At 71.3% G+C, this 17,010-nt stretch carries 14 protein-coding genes; 12 read left to right on the top strand and 2 right to left on the bottom strand.

Translation table 11 applies throughout. The features are described from left to right. Positions 1-38: 38 nt before the first annotated feature. Positions 39-617, bottom strand: coding sequence for a TetR/AcrR family transcriptional regulator (locus ACFWAR_RS03870; protein ID WP_385772708.1), 579 nt, complete (start codon positions 615-617; stop codon positions 39-41). 91 nt (positions 618-708) lie between these two features. On the opposite strand from ACFWAR_RS03870, the gene ACFWAR_RS03865 reads away from it, so the two are divergent. From ACFWAR_RS03865 to ACFWAR_RS03820, 10 genes are all read left to right on the top strand, one after another. After that, positions 709-2,325, top strand: coding sequence for a carboxyl transferase domain-containing protein (locus ACFWAR_RS03865; RefSeq protein WP_385772706.1), 1,617 nt, complete (start codon positions 709-711; stop codon positions 2,323-2,325). 23 nt (positions 2,326-2,348) lie between these two features. Then, on the top strand, positions 2,349-4,367 hold the full coding sequence (locus ACFWAR_RS03860) for a biotin carboxylase N-terminal domain-containing protein (RefSeq protein WP_385772704.1): 2,019 nt from the start codon (positions 2,349-2,351) through the stop codon (positions 4,365-4,367). A gap of 11 nt (positions 4,368-4,378) precedes the next feature. After that, positions 4,379-5,299, top strand: a complete 921-nt coding sequence (locus tag ACFWAR_RS03855) for a hydroxymethylglutaryl-CoA lyase (protein WP_385772857.1) — start codon at positions 4,379-4,381, stop codon at positions 5,297-5,299. Positions 5,300-5,303: 4 nt separating this feature from the next. After that, on the top strand, positions 5,304-6,464 hold the full coding sequence (locus tag ACFWAR_RS03850; RefSeq protein ID WP_385772702.1) for an acyl-CoA dehydrogenase family protein: 1,161 nt from the start codon (positions 5,304-5,306) through the stop codon (positions 6,462-6,464). Between the two features lie 174 nt (positions 6,465-6,638). After that, positions 6,639-7,676: an ABC transporter substrate-binding protein gene (locus tag ACFWAR_RS03845; RefSeq protein ID WP_385772700.1), complete on the top strand. Its 1,038-nt coding sequence runs from the start codon at positions 6,639-6,641 to the stop codon at positions 7,674-7,676. A gap of 96 nt (positions 7,677-7,772) precedes the next feature. Next, positions 7,773-8,672 (top strand): siderophore-interacting protein, encoded by a 900-nt coding sequence (locus tag ACFWAR_RS03840; protein WP_385772698.1) that lies wholly within the window; start codon positions 7,773-7,775, stop codon positions 8,670-8,672. 125 nt (positions 8,673-8,797) lie between these two features. After that, the gene (locus ACFWAR_RS03835; RefSeq protein ID WP_385772696.1) at positions 8,798-10,288 is read left to right on the top strand and encodes a pyridoxal phosphate-dependent decarboxylase family protein; all 1,491 of its coding nucleotides are present in this window, start codon (positions 8,798-8,800) and stop codon (positions 10,286-10,288) included. After that, positions 10,272-11,591: a lysine N(6)-hydroxylase/L-ornithine N(5)-oxygenase family protein gene (locus ACFWAR_RS03830; RefSeq protein WP_385772694.1), complete on the top strand. Its 1,320-nt coding sequence runs from the start codon at positions 10,272-10,274 to the stop codon at positions 11,589-11,591. Before ACFWAR_RS03835 ends, ACFWAR_RS03830 begins: the two co-directional genes overlap by 17 nt. Continuing rightward, on the top strand, positions 11,588-12,172 hold the full coding sequence (locus tag ACFWAR_RS03825) for a GNAT family N-acetyltransferase (protein ID WP_385772692.1): 585 nt from the start codon (positions 11,588-11,590) through the stop codon (positions 12,170-12,172). Before ACFWAR_RS03830 ends, ACFWAR_RS03825 begins: the two co-directional genes overlap by 4 nt. After that, positions 12,169-13,950 carry an IucA/IucC family protein gene (locus tag ACFWAR_RS03820; protein ID WP_385772690.1) on the top strand — a complete coding sequence of 594 codons (1,782 nt, stop codon included), beginning with the start codon at positions 12,169-12,171 and terminating at the stop codon, positions 13,948-13,950. The genes ACFWAR_RS03825 and ACFWAR_RS03820 overlap by 4 nt, the downstream gene beginning before the upstream one ends. 97 nt (positions 13,951-14,047) lie before the next feature. Here the strand turns inward: ACFWAR_RS03820 and ACFWAR_RS03815 are convergent, their stop codons facing one another. Next, positions 14,048-15,643 carry a beta-N-acetylhexosaminidase gene (locus ACFWAR_RS03815; RefSeq protein WP_385772688.1) on the bottom strand — a complete coding sequence of 532 codons (1,596 nt, stop codon included), beginning with the start codon at positions 15,641-15,643 and terminating at the stop codon, positions 14,048-14,050. Between the two features lie 42 nt (positions 15,644-15,685). On the opposite strand from ACFWAR_RS03815, the gene ACFWAR_RS03810 reads away from it, so the two are divergent. Together ACFWAR_RS03810 and ACFWAR_RS03805 are read left to right on the top strand one after the other, a co-directional pair. After that, positions 15,686-16,591, top strand: a complete 906-nt coding sequence (locus tag ACFWAR_RS03810) for a DUF4429 domain-containing protein (RefSeq protein ID WP_385772686.1) — start codon at positions 15,686-15,688, stop codon at positions 16,589-16,591. A 117-nt stretch (positions 16,592-16,708) separates the two neighbouring features. Then, on the top strand, positions 16,709-16,984 hold the full coding sequence (locus ACFWAR_RS03805; protein ID WP_354382483.1) for a hypothetical protein: 276 nt from the start codon (positions 16,709-16,711) through the stop codon (positions 16,982-16,984). The last annotated feature ends 26 nt before the right edge of the window (positions 16,985-17,010 follow it).

The following is a 17,010-nucleotide window of genomic DNA, read 5'->3' as shown; positions in this document are numbered from 1 at the left end:
GTTCCGTCCGGCCCGGCGCAGCAGCGCGGCCCACGCGCTCATGGCGACAGCGCCCCGAACGCCCCGTGCGCCACCCGGCGCAGCAGCGACTCGGTGGCCTCGCGGCCCAGCGGTCCCAGGTGCGGGGTCGAGTTCAGCAGGCCGAAGACGGCGTGGACGCAGATCCGCGCCTCCGCCTGCGGCACCAGCGGGTGCAGTTCGCGCACGACCTCCACCCACAGCTCGACGTACTGCCGCTGGAGCTGGCGCACGAGCTTGCGGTCGGCGTCCCGCAGCCGGTCGAGCTCCCGGTCGTGGACGGTGATCAGCGCGCGGTCGTCGAGGGCGAAGTCGATGTGCCCGTCGATCAGCGAGGCCAGCACGGACGCCGGGTCACCGGCGGCTTCGGCCACCCGGTGGCGGCCGCCGGTCAGCAGCCGTTCGCTGATCCCGACGAGCAGCTCGGCGAGCATCGCCTCCTTGCCCGCGAAATGCCGGTACAGGCCGGGGCCGCTGATGCCCACCGCGGCCCCTATCTCGTCCACGCCGACCCCGTGGAAACCACGCTCGGCGAAGAGACGAGCGGCCTCGTTGAGGATCTGCTCGCGACGGGTGGGGGCGGCCGCTCTGGTGCTCATGGGAATCCATTCTAGACAGGGCCGTTAGCGGTCGTTAACCTATGGCGCGTAAGGCGTTAACGCTCATTAACCGAGCAAGGGAGCTCGAGCGATGCAGCAGGCACCAGTGCTGACGACCGCCGCCGATCCGGCGTCCGAGGCCTGGCGGACCAACGAGGCCGCCCACCGCGAGCTGACCGAGGGGTTGCGGGCCCGGCTCGACGCCGCCCGGCTCGGCGGCGGCGAGAAGGCCCGCGCCCGCCACACCGCGCGCGGCAAGCTCCTCCCGCGCGAGCGGGTCGACGCCCTCCTGGACCCCGGTTCGCCGTTCCTGGAGCTGGCCCCGCTGGCCGCCGAGGACATGTACGGGGGCGCCGCCCCCGCCGCCGGCGTGATCGCGGGCATCGGCCGGGTCAGCGGCCGCGAGTGCGTGATCGTGGCGAACGACGCCACCGTCAAGGGCGGCACCTACTACCCGATGACGGTCAAGAAGCACCTGCGCGCCCAGGAGGTCGCGCTGGAGAACCGGCTGCCCTGCCTCTACCTGGTCGACTCCGGCGGCGCCTTCCTGCCCATGCAGGACGAGGTCTTCCCGGACCGCGAGCACTTCGGCCGGATCTTCTACAACCAGGCCCGCATGTCGGGCGCGGGCATCCCGCAGATCGCCGCCGTCCTCGGTTCCTGCACGGCGGGCGGGGCCTACGTACCGGCGATGAGCGACGAGGCCGTCATCGTGCGCGGCCAGGGCACCATCTTCCTGGGCGGGCCGCCGCTGGTGAAGGCGGCCACCGGCGAGGTGGTCACCGCCGAGGAGCTGGGCGGCGGCGAGGTGCACTCGCGGACCTCCGGGGTCACCGACCACCTGGCCGAGGACGACGCGCACGCGCTGCGGATCGTGCGCAACATCGTGGCCACGCTCCCGGAGCGGACCGCGGCGCCGTGGTCGCTGGAGGCTCCCGAGGAGCCCAAGGTGGACCCGTACGGCCTCTACGGCGCGGTGCCGGTCGACTCCCGTACGCCGTACGACGCCCGCGAGATCATCGCGCGCATCACGGACGGGTCCCGCTTCCAGGAGTTCAAGGCCGAGTTCGGGCAGACCCTGGTCACCGGCTTCGCCCGGATCCACGGGCACCCGGTCGGGATCGTCGCCAACAACGGCATCCTGTTCTCCGAGTCCGCCCAGAAGGGCGCCCACTTCATCGAGCTGTGCGACCAGCGCGGCATCCCCCTGCTCTTCCTCCAGAACATCTCGGGCTTCATGGTCGGCCGGGACTACGAGGCGGGCGGCATCGCCAAGCACGGCGCGAAGATGGTCACGGCCGTCGCCTGCACCCGGGTGCCCAAGCTGACCGTGGTCGTCGGCGGCTCCTACGGCGCGGGCAACTACTCCATGTGCGGCCGGGCCTACAGCCCCCGCTTCCTGTGGATGTGGCCCAACGCCAAGATCTCGGTCATGGGCGGCGAGCAGGCCGCCTCGGTGCTGGCCACGGTCAAGCGCGACCAGATCGAGGGCGCCGGCCAGGACTGGTCGGGCGAGGAAGAGGACGCCTTCAAGGCTCCGATCCGCGCGCAGTACGAGGAGCAGGGCAGCGCCTACTACGCCACCGCGCGCCTGTGGGACGACGGGGTCATCGACCCGGTGGAGACCCGCCAGGTGCTGGGGCTCGCCCTGACCGCCTGCGCCAACGCGCCCCTCGCCGACTCGGCTTTCGGCATCTTCCGGATGTGATGTGTGACGTGAGGAACCCTTCGATGTTCAGCACTGTTCTGGTGGCCAACCGGGGCGAGATCGCGGTCCGGGTCATCCGTACGCTCCGGCAGCTCGGCGTGCGCTCGGTCGCCGTCTTCAGCGACGCCGACGCCGACGCGCGCCACGTCCGGGAGGCCGACACGGCCGTCCGGATCGGCCCGGCGGCCGCCGCCGAGAGCTACCTGTCGGTGGAGCGGCTGCTCGACGCCGCCCGCCGCACCGGGGCCGAGGCCGTCCACCCCGGCTACGGCTTCCTCGCCGAGAACGCCGCCTTCGCCGCCGCCTGCGCCGAGGCCGGTCTCGTCTTCATCGGCCCGCCCGCCGGCGCCATCGCCCTGATGGGCGACAAGATCCGCGCCAAGGAGACCGTGCGGGCCGCGGGCGTCCCGGTGGTCCCGGGCTCCTCCGGCAGCGGGCTCAGCGACGCCGAACTGACGGCGGCGTCCCGCGAGATCGGCATGCCGGTCCTGCTCAAGCCCTCGGCGGGCGGCGGCGGCAAGGGCATGCGGCTGGTGCGCGACGAGGCCCTGCTGGGCGAGGAGATCGCCGCCGCGCGGCGCGAGGCGCGGTCCTCCTTCGGCGACGACACCCTGCTCGTGGAGCGCTGGGTCGACCGGCCGCGGCACATCGAGATCCAGGTCCTGGCGGACGCCCACGGGAACGTCGTCCACCTCGGCGAGCGCGAGTGCTCCCTCCAGCGCCGCCACCAGAAGGTCATCGAGGAGGCGCCCAGCGTCCTGCTCACCCCCGAGCTGCGCGAGGCGATGGGCGCGGCGGCCACCTCGGCGGCCCGCTCCTGCGGGTACGTCGGCGCGGGCACCGTGGAGTTCATCGTGCCGGGCGGGGACCCGTCCTCGTACTACTTCATGGAGATGAACACCCGCCTCCAGGTCGAGCACCCGGTCACCGAGCTGGTGACGGGCCTGGACCTGGTGGAGTGGCAGCTGCGGGTCGCCGCCGGCGAGCCCCTCGGCTTCGGGCAGGACGACGTCACCCTCACCGGGCACGCCATCGAGGCCCGCGTCTGCGCCGAGGACCCGGCGCGCGGGTTCCTGCCCTCGGGCGGGACCGTGCTCGCCCTGTCGGAGCCGAACGGCGGCGCCGTGCGCACCGACTCCGGGCTGACCGAGGGCGTGCCGGTCGGCAGCACCTACGACCCGATGCTGTCGAAGGTCATCGCCTACGGGCCCGACCGGGCCAGTGCCCTGCGGGTGCTGCGGGGGGCCTTGGCGGACACGGTGATCCTGGGCGTCCAGACCAACACGGGCTTCCTGCGGCGCCTGCTGGCCCATCCCGACGTGGTCTCCGGCGACCTGGACACGGGGCTGGTCGAGCGCGACCTGGCCAAGCTCCTCCCGGAGGGTGTCCCGCCCGAGGTGTACGCGGCGGCCGCGCTGCTCGACCAGGGCTCCGCCCCGGACGAGCCGGGCGCGTGGGTCGACCCCTTCGGGGTGCCCAGCGGCTGGCGCCTGGGCGGCACCCCCGCCTGGACGGTCCACCACTTCCGCCTCCCGGGCCAGGACCCGGTGGAGGTCCGCACCCGCCCCTCGACCAGCGGCACGACGGAACTCCTGGTCACCGGAGCCGTTCCAGCCGCACCGGCCCGCGGCCGGATCGTCACCCGCACCCACAGCACCGTCACCATCGAACTCGACGGCATCACCCACCGCTTCACCCACGCCCCCTCCCCGGAGGGGACCTGGCTCGGCCGCGACGCCGACACCTGGCACGTCCAGGCGCACGACCCCGTCACCGCCTCCCTCACCGGTCGCGGCCGCTCGGGCGCGGACACCCTGGCCGCCCCCATGCCCGGCACCGTCACCGTCGTGAAGGTGGCCGTCGGGGACGAGGTGGAGGCGGGCCAGAGCCTGCTGGTCGTGGAGGCGATGAAGATGGAGCACGTCATCTCCGCCCCCCACGCCGGCACCGTCACCGAGCTCGACGTCACCCCCGGCACCACCGTCGCCATGGACCAGGTCCTGGCCGTGGTGACCCCCGTAGCGGCGGAGGAGGCCGAGTGAACGGGCTCCCGATGGCCTTCCCCGCGCCCGACCTGCCGGCCCGGGTCCGCATCCACGAGGTCGGCGCCCGCGACGGCCTGCAGAACGAGAAGGCCTCCGTCCCCACCGAGGTGAAGGCGGAGTTCATCCACCGCCTCGCCGCGGCGGGCCTCACCACCATCGAGGCGACCAGCTTCGTGCACCCCAAGTGGGTGCCCCAACTGGCCGACGCGGAGACCCTGTTCCCGCTGCTGTCCGACGTCCCCGCCGCCCTGCCGGTGCTCGTGCCCAACGAGCGGGGCCTGGACCGGGCCCTGGCCCTCGGCGCGAGCCGGATCGCCGTCTTCGGTTCGGCGACCGAGACCTTCGCCGCGCGCAACCTCAACCGGAGCGTCGCCGAGTCCCTCGCGATGTTCGATCCGGTCGTCGCCCGCGCCAAGGCGGGCCGGGCGCACGTGCGCGGCTACCTCTCGATGTGCTTCGGCGACCCGTGGGAGGGGCCGGTCCCGGTCCACCAGGTCGTCCGGGTGGCCAAGGCCCTGCTCGACCTCGGCTGCGACGAACTGAGCCTCGGCGACACCATCGGCGTCGCCACCCCCGGCCACGTGCAGGCGCTGCTGTCCGCGCTGAACGAGGCGGGCGTGGGGACCGACCGGATCGGGGTCCACTTCCACGACACCTACGGACAGGCCCTCTCCAACACCCTCGCGGCCCTCCAGCACGGCGTCACCACCGTCGACGCCTCCGCGGGCGGCCTCGGCGGGTGCCCGTACGCGAAGAGCGCCACCGGGAACCTCGCCACCGAGGACCTCGTGTGGATGCTCGACGGCCTCGGCATCGACACCGGGGTCGACCTGGCCGCCCTCACCGCCACGAGCGTGTGGATGGCCGAACAGCTGGGCCGGCCCAGCCCCTCCCGCACCGTCAAAGCCCTCTCCCACAAGGAGCAGTAGAACCATGGCCCTCGACCACCGGCTCACCCCCGAGCACGAGGAACTCCGCCGCACCGTCGAGGCGTTCGCGCACGACGTGGTCGCCCCGAAGATCGGCGACCTCTACGAGCGCCACGAGTTCCCGTACGAGATCGTCCGCGAGATGGGCCGGATGGGCCTCTTCGGCCTGCCCTTCCCGGAGGAGTACGGCGGCATGGGCGGCGACTACCTCGCCCTCGGCATCGCCCTGGAGGAGCTGGCCCGCGTCGACTCCTCCGTCGCCATCACCCTGGAGGCGGGCGTCTCGCTGGGCGCCATGCCGATCCACCTGTTCGGCACCGAGGAGCAGAAGCGGGAGTGGCTGCCGCGGATGTGCTCCGGCGAGATCCTCGGCGCCTTCGGCCTGACCGAGCCGGACGGCGGTTCGGACGCGGGCGGCACCCGCACCACGGCCGTCCGCGACGGTGACGAGTGGGTGATCAACGGGTCCAAGTGCTTCATCACCAACTCCGGCACCGACATCACCGGCCTGGTCACGGTCACCGCCGTCACCGGCCGCAAGGCCGACGGCCGCCCCGAGATCTCGTCGATCATCGTGCCGTCGGGAACCCCCGGCTTCACGGTGGCCGCGCCGTACTCCAAGGTCGGCTGGAACTCCTCCGACACCCGTGAACTGTCCTTCGCCGACGTCCGGGTGCCGCTGGCGAACCTGGTGGGCGCGGAGGGCCGCGGCTACGCCCAGTTCCTGCGGATCCTGGACGAGGGCCGGATCGCCATCTCCGCGCTCGCCACGGGCCTGGCCCAGGGCTGCGTGGACGAGTCGGTGAAGTACGCCAAGGAGCGCCACGCCTTCGGCCGCGCGATCGGCGACAACCAGGCCATCCAGTTCAAGCTGGCGGACATGGAGATGCGCGCCCACATGGCGCGGCTCGGCTGGCGGGACGCGGCGTCCCGGCTGGTGCACGGGGAGCCGTTCAAGAAGGAGGCGGCGCTCGCGAAGCTGTACTCCTCGACGGTCGCCGTCGACAACGCCCGCGAGGCCACCCAGATCCACGGCGGGTACGGCTTCATGAACGAGTACCCCGTCGCCCGTATGTGGCGCGATTCCAAGATCCTGGAGATCGGCGAGGGCACGAGCGAGGTCCAGCGCATGCTCATCGCGCGCGAGCTGGGCTTCTCCGGCTGACCCGGCCGCCCCGCACACCGGCGTGATCCGGCGCCCGTCGCACCCGCGGCGGGCGCCGGATCACGTTCCGGTAAGGAACTTAGGCCCCCCTTACCCACAGGGCATGAGGTTAGGCTAACCTTCGTTCCGAACGGCCGAGAGCGGCCCCTGCAACGCACGAAAGCGGACACCCACATGCCCAAGTCCCGTTCCTCCCTCCTCACCCGTCGCGGCCTGATCGCCGCGGGTGGCGCCCTCGGTCTCGTCGCCGCGCTCACCGCGTGCGGCGGCTCGGACGCCAAAACGGAGAAGGGCGACGCGGACAAGGCGGGCGCCAGCCAGGGCGCTTGGACCTTCAAGGACGACCTCGGCAAGACGGTCTCCCTCAAGGCCAAGCCGAAGAACATCGTCGCCTTCACCGGTACGGCCGCCGCGCTGTACGACTACGGCATCCCGGTCAAGGGCGTGTTCGGCCCGACGACCCTGCCGGACGGCAAGCCCGACGTGCAGGCCGGTTCGATGGACGTCTCCAAGGTCGAGGTCCTCGGCAACGTCTACGACCAGTTCAACGTGGAGAAGTACGCGGCCCTGCAGCCCGACCTCCTGCTCACCAACACCTGGGACGGCACGTACTGGTACGTCCCGGAGGCCTCCAAGGACAAGATCCTGAAGCTGGCCCCGGCCGCCGCCGTCTCCGTGGGCGGCGACGTCAGCCTGACCAAGCCGCTGGAGCGGATGGCCGAGCTGGCGAAGTCCCTGGGCGCCGACATGAACGCCAAGAACGTCGTCGACGCCAAGGCCCGCTTCGAGGCGGCCTCCGCCAAGCTGCGCGCGGCCACCAAGGCCAACCCGGGCGTCAAGGTGCTCGTCGGCTCCGGCGCCGACCAGATGTTCTACGTCTCCACCCCGAAGACCTCGGCCGACCTGAAGTTCTTCCAGGAGCTGGGCGTCGAGTTCGTCACCCCGGAGAAGCTGGAAGAGGGCGGCTTCTTCGAGGCCCTCAGCTGGGAGAACGCCGGCAAGTACAAGGCCGACGTGATCATGCTCGACAACCGCAGCGCCACCCTCCAGCCCGAGGCGCTCAAGGCCAAGCCGACCTGGAACGAGCTGCCCGCCGTCAAGGCCGGTCAGGTCATCCCGCGCGTGACCGAGCCGATCTACTCCTACGACAAGGCCGCCAAGCTCGTCGAGGACCTCGCCGCCTCGATCGAGAAGGCCAAGAAGCTCGGCTGATCCCGCGGCGGCGCCCGGCCCTGACCACCCGCCGGGCGCCGCCGCACAGGTCGTCGCACGCCTCGCACGCACCGCATCCCAGGGGGGATCCTCCGCATGACCGTCACCGCACCGGCCCCGGCCGCCGTCGCCCACTTCCGCTTCTTCACCATGGAAGTGCTGCGCACCCGGCGCCTCGGCCATTCCTTCCTGCGCGTCACGTTCGGCGGAGCCGAGCTCGCGGACTTCCGCTCCGGCGGCTACGACCAGAGCCTCTCGCTCTTCCTCCCGCAGCCCCACCAGGAGCACACCGCGCTCCCGTCCACGGACGAGGACACCTGGTTCGGCGCCTGGCGCGGGATGCCGGACGAGGAGCGTCCGGTGATGCGCTCCTACACCGTGCGCGAGCAGCGCCGTACGCCCGAGGGCGTGGACGAGGTCGACATCGACTTCGTCCTGCACGGCGACGTCAGCCCCGCCTCCTCCTGGGCGGGCAGGGCGGTTTCCGGCCGCCGGATCATGGCGATCGGCCCGGCCGTCGCGGAGAACAAGTCCGTCCGGTTCCAGCCGCCCGCGGGCACCGACGCGGTCCTGATGTACGCGGACGAGACGGCGCTGCCCGCGGCCGCGGCCGTCCTGGAGCGGCTCCCCGCCGGCACGCCGGTGAAGGCCTGGTTCGAGGTGCCCCACGAGGACGACCGGCTCGCGCTGGCGAGCCCGGCGGACGTCGACATCACCTGGATCGTCCGCGCGGACCAGGGCCCCGGGCGCACCGACCAGGTCCTGGAGGTGCTGCGGGCGGCCGAACTCCCGGACGCGCGGGCTCCGTACGCATGGATCGCGGGCGAGTCGGGCACGATTCGGGCGGTCCGTCGCCACGTCGTGCAGGAACGTTCCGTCGACCGGCGCGCGGTGCGCTTCACCGGTTACTGGCGGCTCGGAAAGAGCGAGGAGCAGCTCCTCGCCGAGGCGTACGCGGGCAAGGCTCCGAGCGAGGACCCCGACTCCGCTCTGTAGTACCCGACTTGCGAGATGGGCCCCGGCTTTTGGCCGGGGCCCATCTCTATTTGGTCTGCGAGTTAGGTTAGGCTAACCTAATCCTCGCACCCCACCCCCTCTTCCCTGCCCGGAGGAACCAGTTGATGCGCCAGCATCTGCTCAACGAGACGACCGCGGACCTCTACCGGCGTTCTGTCACCGAGGGCGTCTCGCGCGTGGCGGCCAAGATCGCCACCACGGAGCGCCCCCACACCGGTATATCCGTCGACGAACTCGCCCCGGTCATCAACGGGATCGACCTGGACAAGCCGCTGGAGGACCCGGCCCTCGTCCTGGACGAGCTGGAAGAGGTCTACCTGCGCGACGCGGTGTACTTCCACCACCCGCGCTACCTCGGCCACCTCAACTGCCCGGTCGTCATACCGGCCGTGCTCGGCGAGGCGGTCCTCTCGGCCGTCAACTCCTCGCTCGACACCTGGGACCAGTCCATCGGCGGCACGCTCATCGAGCGCCGCCTGATCGACTGGACCACCCAGCGCATCGGCCTCGGCCCCGCCGCGGACGGCGTCTTCACCTCCGGCGGCAGCCAGTCGAACTTCCACGCGCTGCTCCTCGCCCGTGACGAGGCCTGCCGGATCGTCATGCAGAACAGCGCCACCGAGCTGCCCAAGTCGCAGGTGCTGCCGAAACTGCGCATCTTCACCTCCGAGTGCAGCCACTTCAGCGTCAAGAAGTCGGCCGCCATGCTCGGCCTCGGCTACGAAGCGGTCATCTCGGTGCCCTGCGACTCCAAGCGCCGGATGGACACCTCGGTCCTCGCCCTGGAGCTGGAGAACTGCGCCCGCGAGGGCCTCTTCCCGATGGCCGTCGTCGCCACCGCGGGCACCACCGACTTCGGGTCCATCGACCCGCTCCAGGAGATCGCCGACCTGGCCGCCGAGCACGGCGCGTGGATGCACGTCGACGCCGCCTACGGCTGCGGCCTGCTGGCCTCCCCCACCCGCCGCCACCTCCTGGACGGCATCGAGCGGGCCGACTCGGTCACGGTCGACTACCACAAGTCGTTCTTCCAGCCCGTCTCCTCCAGCGCGATGCTGGTCCGCGACCGCGACACCCTGAAGCACGCCACGTACCACGCGGACTACCTCAACCCGCGCCGGATGGCCGAGGAGCGCATCCCCAACCAGGTCGACAAGTCGATCCAGACCACGCGCCGCTTCGACGCGCTCAAGCTCTGGATGACCCTGCGCGTGATGGGCGCGGACGGCATCGGCTCGCTCTTCGACGAGGTCATCGACCTGGCCGCCGAGGGCTGGAAGCTGATCGCCGCCGACCCGCGCTTCCAGGTCGTCGTCGAGCCGCAGATCTCCACCCTGGTCTTCCGCTACGTCCCCGGTCCGGAAGCGGGCGAGTTCCGCGCCGACCTGATCGACGAGGCGAACCTGCACGCCCGCAAGGCCCTCTTCGCCTCGGGCGAGGCCGTCGTCGCCGGCACCAAGGTGGACGGCGACCAGTACTTGAAGTTCACCCTCCTCAACCCGCAGACCACGACGTCCGACATCGCGGCCGTCCTCGACCTGCTCGCCGCCCACGCCGAGCAGTACCTGGGAGAATCCCTTGTCCACGCCTCGTGACCTCCGTGACCCCCGCGGGCCCCACGACTTCATCGCCATCGGACTCGGTCCCTTCAACCTGGGACTGGCCTGCCTGACGGCGCCGATCGACGAACTCGACGGCCTGTTCATCGAGTCGAAGCCGCACTTCGAGTGGCACGCCGGGATGTTCCTGGACGGCGCGCACCTGCAGACGCCGTTCATGTCCGACCTGGTCACGCTGGCCGACCCGACCTCGCCCTTCTCCTTCCTGAACTACCTGAAGGACAAGGACCGGCTGTACTCCTTCTACATCCGGGAGAACTTCTACCCGCTGCGGGCCGAGTACAACGACTACTGCCGCTGGGCCGCCGACCGCCTGGAGAACGTCCTCTACTCGACCTCCGTCACCGAGGTCACCTACGACGAGCAGGCCGGGCTGTACGAGGTCCACACCGACCAGGGCTCCGTGCACCGCGCCCGCCGCCTGGTCCTCGGCACCGGCACCCCGCCCTTCGTCCCGCAGGCCTGCGAGACGCTGGGCGGCGACTTCACGCACAACTCCGCCTACATGCAGAACAAGGCGGAGCTGCAGAAGAAGAAGTCGATCACCCTGGTCGGCTCGGGCCAGAGCGCGGCCGAGATCTACTACGACCTCCTCTCGGAGATCGACGTCCACGGCTACCAGCTCAACTGGGTCACCCGCTCCCCGCGGTTCTTCCCGCTGGAGTACACCAAGCTGACGCTGGAGATGACCTCCCCCGAGTACGTGGACTACTTCCACGCGCTCCCCGAGGAGACCCGCTACCGCCTGGAGACCACGCAGAAGAACCTCTTCAAGGGCATCGACGGCGAGCTGATCAACGCCATCTTCGACCTGCTCTACCAGAAGAAGGTCTCCTCGCCCGGCCCGGTCCCGACCACCCTGCTGACCAACACCTCGCTGAACTCGGCGGCGTACGACACCACCACGGGCACCTACACCCTGGGGCTGCGCCAGGAGGAGCAGGAGCGCGACTTCACCCTCTCCACCGAGGGCCTGGTGCTGGCCACGGGCTACAAGTACAGCGTGCCGCGCTTCCTCGACCCGATCCGCGACCGGCTGAACTTCGACGGCCACGGGCGACCCGACGCGGCCCGCAACTACAGCATCGACACCACCGGTCGCGGCGTGTTCCTCCAGAACGGAACGGTCCACAACCACTCCATCACCTCGCCCGACCTGGGCATGGCCGCGTACCGCAACGCGTACATCGTCGGGGAACTGCTCGGCCGCGAGTACTACAAGGTCGAGAAGTCCATCGCGTTCCAGCAGTTCGCCGCCCCGGAAGGCACCCTGGCATGAGCACCACCGACGTCCTCTTCACCCGCACCGATCCGGCCCTGGGCACCTTCGCCCTGCGCCCGCTGGACCCCTTCGCCGACGCGGAGCTGCTCCACGGCTGGGTCACCCATCCGAAGGCCGCGTTCTGGATGATGCAGGACGCCTCGCTGCCGGACGTCGAGCGCGAGTACATGAAGATCGCCGCGGCCGAGCACCACGACGCGTTCATCGGACTGCACGACGGCCGCCCGGCCTTCCTGATGGAGCGCTACGACCCGAGCGAGCTGGAGCTGGTCGGTCTCTACGACGCACAGCCCGGGGACGTCGGCATGCACTTCCTCGTCGCCCCCAGCGACCGGCCGGTGCACGGGTTCACCCGCGCCGTCATCACCACCGTCATGGCGGCCCTGTTCGAGGACCCGGCCACCGTGCGCGTGGTCGTCGAGCCCGACGTCGCCAACACCGCCGTGCACGCCCTCAACGAGGCCGTCGGCTTCGTGCCCGACCGCCCGATCACCAAGCCGGAGAAGGAAGCCCTGCTGAGCTTCTGCACCCGCGCCCAGTTCCAGGCGGCCACGGCCGCGCAGGGAGCCTCCATATGAGCCTCGCCGACGCCGTCTCCCACCTCTCCCCCGAGCTGTGGGACCGCGCCAACCGCGCCCTCGTCCGCAAGGGCCTCGCGGAGTTCTCGCACGAGCGCCTGCTCACCCCCGAGCCGCTCGGCGACGACCGCTACGCCGTCCGCAGCGACGACGGGAGCGTGGAGTACCGCTTCACCGCGCGCCGCCACGCCCTGGACCACTGGGCGGTCGAGGAGCCCTCGATCACCCGTCACCAGGACGGCCGGGAAGTCCCCCTCGACGCGCTCGACTTCCACATCGAGCTGCGCGAGACGCTCGGGCTGAGCCCCGAGGTGCTGCCGGTGTACCTGGAGGAGATCTCCTCCACCCTCGCCGGTTCCGCCTTCAAGTACACGAAGGAACAGACCCCCGCCGCCGTCCTCGCCACGTCCTCCTTCCAGGACATCGAGACCGGCATGACCGAGGGCCACCCCTGCTTCGTGGCGAACAACGGCCGCCTCGGCTTCGGCGTCCACGAGTTCCTCTCCTACGCCCCGGAGGCCGCCAGCCCCGTCCACCTCGTGTGGGTCGCCGCGCACCGGGACGTCTCCACCTTCACCGCGGGCGCCGGCCTGGACCACGACTCCTTCATCCGCGCCGAGCTGGGCGAGAAGGCCGTCGAGGGCTTCGCCGCCCGACTGCGCGAGCTCGGTCTCGACCTCGCGGACTACCACCTGCTGCCGGTGCACCCCTGGCAGTGGTGGAACAAGACCTCCGTCACCTTCGCGGCCGAGATCGCGAACCGCCGCCTGGTGCTGCTGGGCGAGGGCGAGGACGCCTACCTCGCGCAGCAGTCGATCCGGACCTTCTTCAACCAGAGCGCGCCGCGGAAGCACTACGTCAAGACGGCGATCTCGGTCCTCAACATGGGCTTCATGCGCGGCCTCTCCGCCGCCTACATGGAGGCCACCCCGGCCATCAACGACTGGCTGCACCAGCTGATCCAGGGCGACGAGACGCTGCGCTCGGTCGACTTCTCGATCATCCGCGAGCGGGCGGCCATCGGCTACCACCACCGCCAGTACGAGCGCGCCACCGACCGGTACTCCCCGTACCGCAAGATGCTGGCCGCGCTCTGGCGCGAGTCCCCGGTGGAGTCCCTGCGCGAGGGCGAGCGCCTGGCCACGATGGCCTCGCTGCTGCACGTCGACTCCGAGGGCAGGTCCTTCGTGGGCGCCCTGATCGAGGAGTCGGGGCTGACCCCGGCCGAGTGGCTGCGCTCGTACCTGCGCGCCTACCTGGTGCCGCTGCTGCACTGCTTCTACCAGTACGACCTCGCGTACATGCCGCACGGCGAGAACACCATCCTCGTCATCGAGGGCGGCGTGGTGAAGCGGGCGATCTTCAAGGACATCGCCGAGGAGATCGTGGTCATGGACCCGGACGCGGTGCTGCCGCCCGCGGTCGAGCGGGTCCGGGCGGACATCCCGGAGGACATGAAGCTCCTGTCGATCTTCACGGACGTCTTCGACTGCTTCTTCCGCTTCCTGGGCTCGATCCTGGAAGCGGAGGGCATCTGCGAGGAGTCCACCTTCTGGCGGGCGGTCGCCGACTGCGGACACGACTACCAGGAGTCGATGCCGCAGCTGGCGGAGCGCTTCGCGCGCTACGACCTCTTCGCCGAGGAGTTCCAGCTGTCCTGCCTGAACCGGCTCCAGCTGCGCAACAACAAGCAGATGGTCGACCTCGCCGACCCGGCCGCCGCACTGCAGCTGATCGGCACCCTCAAGAACCCCGTCGCGCCCTTCGCGCGGCGGTGACCGCGGGCCGGGCGCGCTGTCCGATACGGTCCCTCGCACAGCGCGCCCGGCTCGTCCGTCCCCTGGTCCCGACCCCGTCCCTGCCTGGCCCCACGGGTCAGGACCAGGGGACGTCCGGGGCCCGGTAGAAGGTGACGCCCTGCGCGTCCAGGCGCGGTCCCTGCTCCGCCAGCCGCTGGCGGTACGCCGTCCAGTCGTGCGCGCCCTTGGGCGCCCAGCCCAGCTCCGCGAGGCCCAGCACCCGCGGGAAGGCCATGAACTCCAGGTCGGCGCGGGTCGCGATGGTCTCGGTCCACAGCGGGGCCTCCACCCCCAGCACCGCGGACTCCGGCACTCCGGCCCCGCCCAGGTAGCCGCCCGGGTCCCAGTCGTAGGCCTTCTTCACCGGCACGTACCCGGCCCAGGTCAGCCCCGGCCCCGTGGTCAGGTCGTACTTCATGTCGAGGTACAGCCGGTCCGCCGGGGACAGGATCAGCGGGTGCCCGCTCTTCGCCGCGTCCGCCACCCGCCCCTTCTCCGCGGCCGAGGTGGCCGCGGTCCCCCAGTACTGGAGCACCGTGCCGTCCGCCGGGCGGGCCGCCGCCAGCTGGTGCCAGGCCACGGCCGTCTTGCCGTACTTCGCCACCGTCTTCTGCGCCTGGTCCATGAACGCCGCGTAGTCCGCCGCGCCGGTGCTGTGCGCCTCGTCGCCGCCGATGTGCAGGTACGGGCCGGGGGTCAGCTCCGCGAGCTCGCCGAGCACCTCGTCGATGAACCGGTACGTCACCTCCTTCTTCTGCTCGGTCATGCACAGGGAGCTGAAGCCGACCCTGATCCCCGTGTAGCGCTTGGGGGCCTTGCCGTCGCAGTTCAGCTCCGCGTAGGAGGCCAGCGCCGCGTTCGTGTGCCCGGGCATGTCGATCTCGGGCACCACCTCGACGTGCCGCTCGGCCGCGTACGTCACCAGGGAGCGGTACTCCTCCTTGCTCCAGTACCCGCCGGGCCCGGTGCCGACCTCGGTGGCGCCCCCGTACTCCGCCAGGCGCGGCCAGGAGTCGATGGCGAGCCGCCAGCCCTGGTCGTCGCTCAGGTGCACGTGCAGCTTGTTGACCTTGTACTGGGCGAGCTGGTCGACGTACCGCTTGGCCTGGCCGACCGGGAAGAAGTGGCGGGCGACGTCGAGCATCGCGCCGCGGTAGGCGAAGCGCGGCCGGTCGGTGATCGTGCCGCCCTGGACGATCCCGCCGCCCGCCGCCGGCACGAGCTGGCGCAGGGTCTGCACGGCGTAGAAGAGTCCGGCCGGGGTGCGCGCGGTCAGGGTCACGGCGGCGGCGTTCGAGGTCAGCTCGTACCCCTCGTCCCCCAGCTCGGCGGCGTCCTCGTCGATCCGCAGCAGGATCCCGTTCGCCTGGTCGCCGTCCACCACCATCAGCGAGTACCCGCTGCTGGCGCGCAGCTGCTCGGCGAGCCGCTCGGCGGCCTCGCGGGTCTCCCCGGAGGAGGCCGATCCGGCGCGGATCACCGTGCCCGGCTCCAACCGGTAGCCGGTGCCCGGGGCGGCGGCCCTGGCCCGCTCGGGGGCCGGGAGCAGGCGTTGGAAGGCGGGGAGCACGGGCGCCGGGGCCCCCGGTTTCGCGTCGTCCCCGTGGGCGGCGGTGCAGGAGACCGCCGTCATGAGGACCAGCAGGGCGGCGCAGGTGCGCGGGACTCTCATGAGGCCAGGTATAGGCGCCTCGTGCGGTGCGAGAATCCCTGGATGGCGGAAATCATCCAGAAGGACGGCAATTGGACCTTCGACGGGGAAGCGGTCCGCATCGTTCCGGGCCGCGACAAGGGGGTGGGGCTGCTCCGGCAGACCCTCGGTGAGGTGGTCGTCCCGCTGCGCGCGCTGGCGGGGATCTCCTACGAACCGGGGCGCAGGACCGGCCGGTTGCGGCTGCGCCTGCGGGACGGGGCCGATCCGCTGCTCCAGGTCTCGGGCGGACGGCTGCCGGAGGGCTCCGATCCGTACGTGCTGACGGTGGAGGCGAACCGCAGCGGCGTCGCGGAGTACTTCGTGGACGAGGTGCGCAACGCCCTGCTGCTGGAGCAGGTGGATCCGGGGCCGGTGGACGCGTACCTGCTGGCCGGGCCCGCCGTGCCGATCACGGTCGGCGCGGGGGACGGGACCGTGTCCTTCGACGGGGACCGGGTGTCGCTGGAGTGGAACTGGAAGACGGAGCAGGCCAAGAGCTCCTTCGGCGCGCGGGACTTCCGGGTGGGCGCGCTGGGGTCGGTGGAGTGGTTCCCGGCGACGGGGCTGGAGAACGGCTGGCTCCGCTTCGGCCTCGCGGGGGCGCCGTCCGCGCCCGCCGCGAAGTACGACCCCTACGCGGTCGAGCTGTTCGGCTTCAAGAAGGACCCGCTGATGGCACTGGTCGCGGCCGCGGTGCTGGTGCGGATGCCGCACCCGGCGGCGCCGCGGGACGCCGTACCGGCCGCAGCGCCGCCGAAGGAGCTGTCCGCGACCGGACCCACCGGCTCCGGCGCGGGCCCGGCTCCGGCCGAGGACCACGACGTGCTGCTGCGGCGGCTGCGCGAGCTGGCCGAGCTGCACCAGGCGGGGGTCCTCACCGCGGAGGAGTTCGCGGCGACGAAGCAGGCGGTTTTGCGTCGTTTCTGACCGAGCCACCCGCATCCTGACCGGATTATTCGCTTCCATTGGTCCGTACCAGCTAGATCCTGCCCGAATTCGGGCAGGATCTTTGCATTCCCGGAGATCCCCGGCCAGTATCTACGGGTGTCCGATCGCCGCACGTCGCATGACGACCTCGTCGACCACCTGGTGCGCAGCACCGCGCTCCAGCGCGGAGAAGCCGCCCGGGTGGTGCTCGACGTCCTCGCGTACTTCGACGAGACGACCGAGGAATTCGTCCGGCGCCGCCACCGCGAGCTGCAGTCCGGCGGCGCGGTGAACGCGGACATCTTCGAGCGCATCGCGGGCGAACTGCCGCACCGCGCCGTGGCGCCGCCGGAGCTCTCGCTGCGGCAGCTGCGCCGCATCGTCTACGGCTGAACCGGCCGGGCGGCCACGGGGCCGCC

It is taken from the genome of Streptomyces sp. NPDC059917, assembly GCF_042730635.1.
Taxonomy (GTDB): domain Bacteria; phylum Actinomycetota; class Actinomycetes; order Streptomycetales; family Streptomycetaceae; genus Streptomyces.
This window is presented reverse-complemented; position numbering and strand designations above follow the sequence as displayed.

What these genes read in the sequence shown, in the direction of transcription:
- ACFWAR_RS03860 (WP_385772704.1), top strand. Translation starts at nt 2,349, where the DNA reads ATGTTCAGCACTGTTCTGGTGGCCAACCGGGGCGAGATCGCGGTCCGG.
- ACFWAR_RS03815 (WP_385772688.1), bottom strand. Translation starts at nt 15,643, where the DNA reads ATGAGAGTCCCGCGCACCTGCGCCGCCCTGCTGGTCCTCATGACGGCG.
- ACFWAR_RS03870 (WP_385772708.1), bottom strand. Translation starts at nt 617, where the DNA reads ATGAGCACCAGAGCGGCCGCCCCCACCCGTCGCGAGCAGATCCTCAAC.
- ACFWAR_RS03810 (WP_385772686.1), top strand. Translation starts at nt 15,686, where the DNA reads ATGGCGGAAATCATCCAGAAGGACGGCAATTGGACCTTCGACGGGGAA.
- ACFWAR_RS03850 (WP_385772702.1), top strand. Translation starts at nt 5,304, where the DNA reads ATGGCCCTCGACCACCGGCTCACCCCCGAGCACGAGGAACTCCGCCGC.
- ACFWAR_RS03840 (WP_385772698.1), top strand. Translation starts at nt 7,773, where the DNA reads ATGACCGTCACCGCACCGGCCCCGGCCGCCGTCGCCCACTTCCGCTTC.
- ACFWAR_RS03865 (WP_385772706.1), top strand. Translation starts at nt 709, where the DNA reads ATGCAGCAGGCACCAGTGCTGACGACCGCCGCCGATCCGGCGTCCGAG.
- ACFWAR_RS03855 (WP_385772857.1), top strand. Translation starts at nt 4,379, where the DNA reads ATGGCCTTCCCCGCGCCCGACCTGCCGGCCCGGGTCCGCATCCACGAG.
- ACFWAR_RS03820 (WP_385772690.1), top strand. Translation starts at nt 12,169, where the DNA reads ATGAGCCTCGCCGACGCCGTCTCCCACCTCTCCCCCGAGCTGTGGGAC.
- ACFWAR_RS03835 (WP_385772696.1), top strand. Translation starts at nt 8,798, where the DNA reads ATGCGCCAGCATCTGCTCAACGAGACGACCGCGGACCTCTACCGGCGT.
- ACFWAR_RS03825 (WP_385772692.1), top strand. Translation starts at nt 11,588, where the DNA reads ATGAGCACCACCGACGTCCTCTTCACCCGCACCGATCCGGCCCTGGGC.
- ACFWAR_RS03845 (WP_385772700.1), top strand. Translation starts at nt 6,639, where the DNA reads ATGCCCAAGTCCCGTTCCTCCCTCCTCACCCGTCGCGGCCTGATCGCC.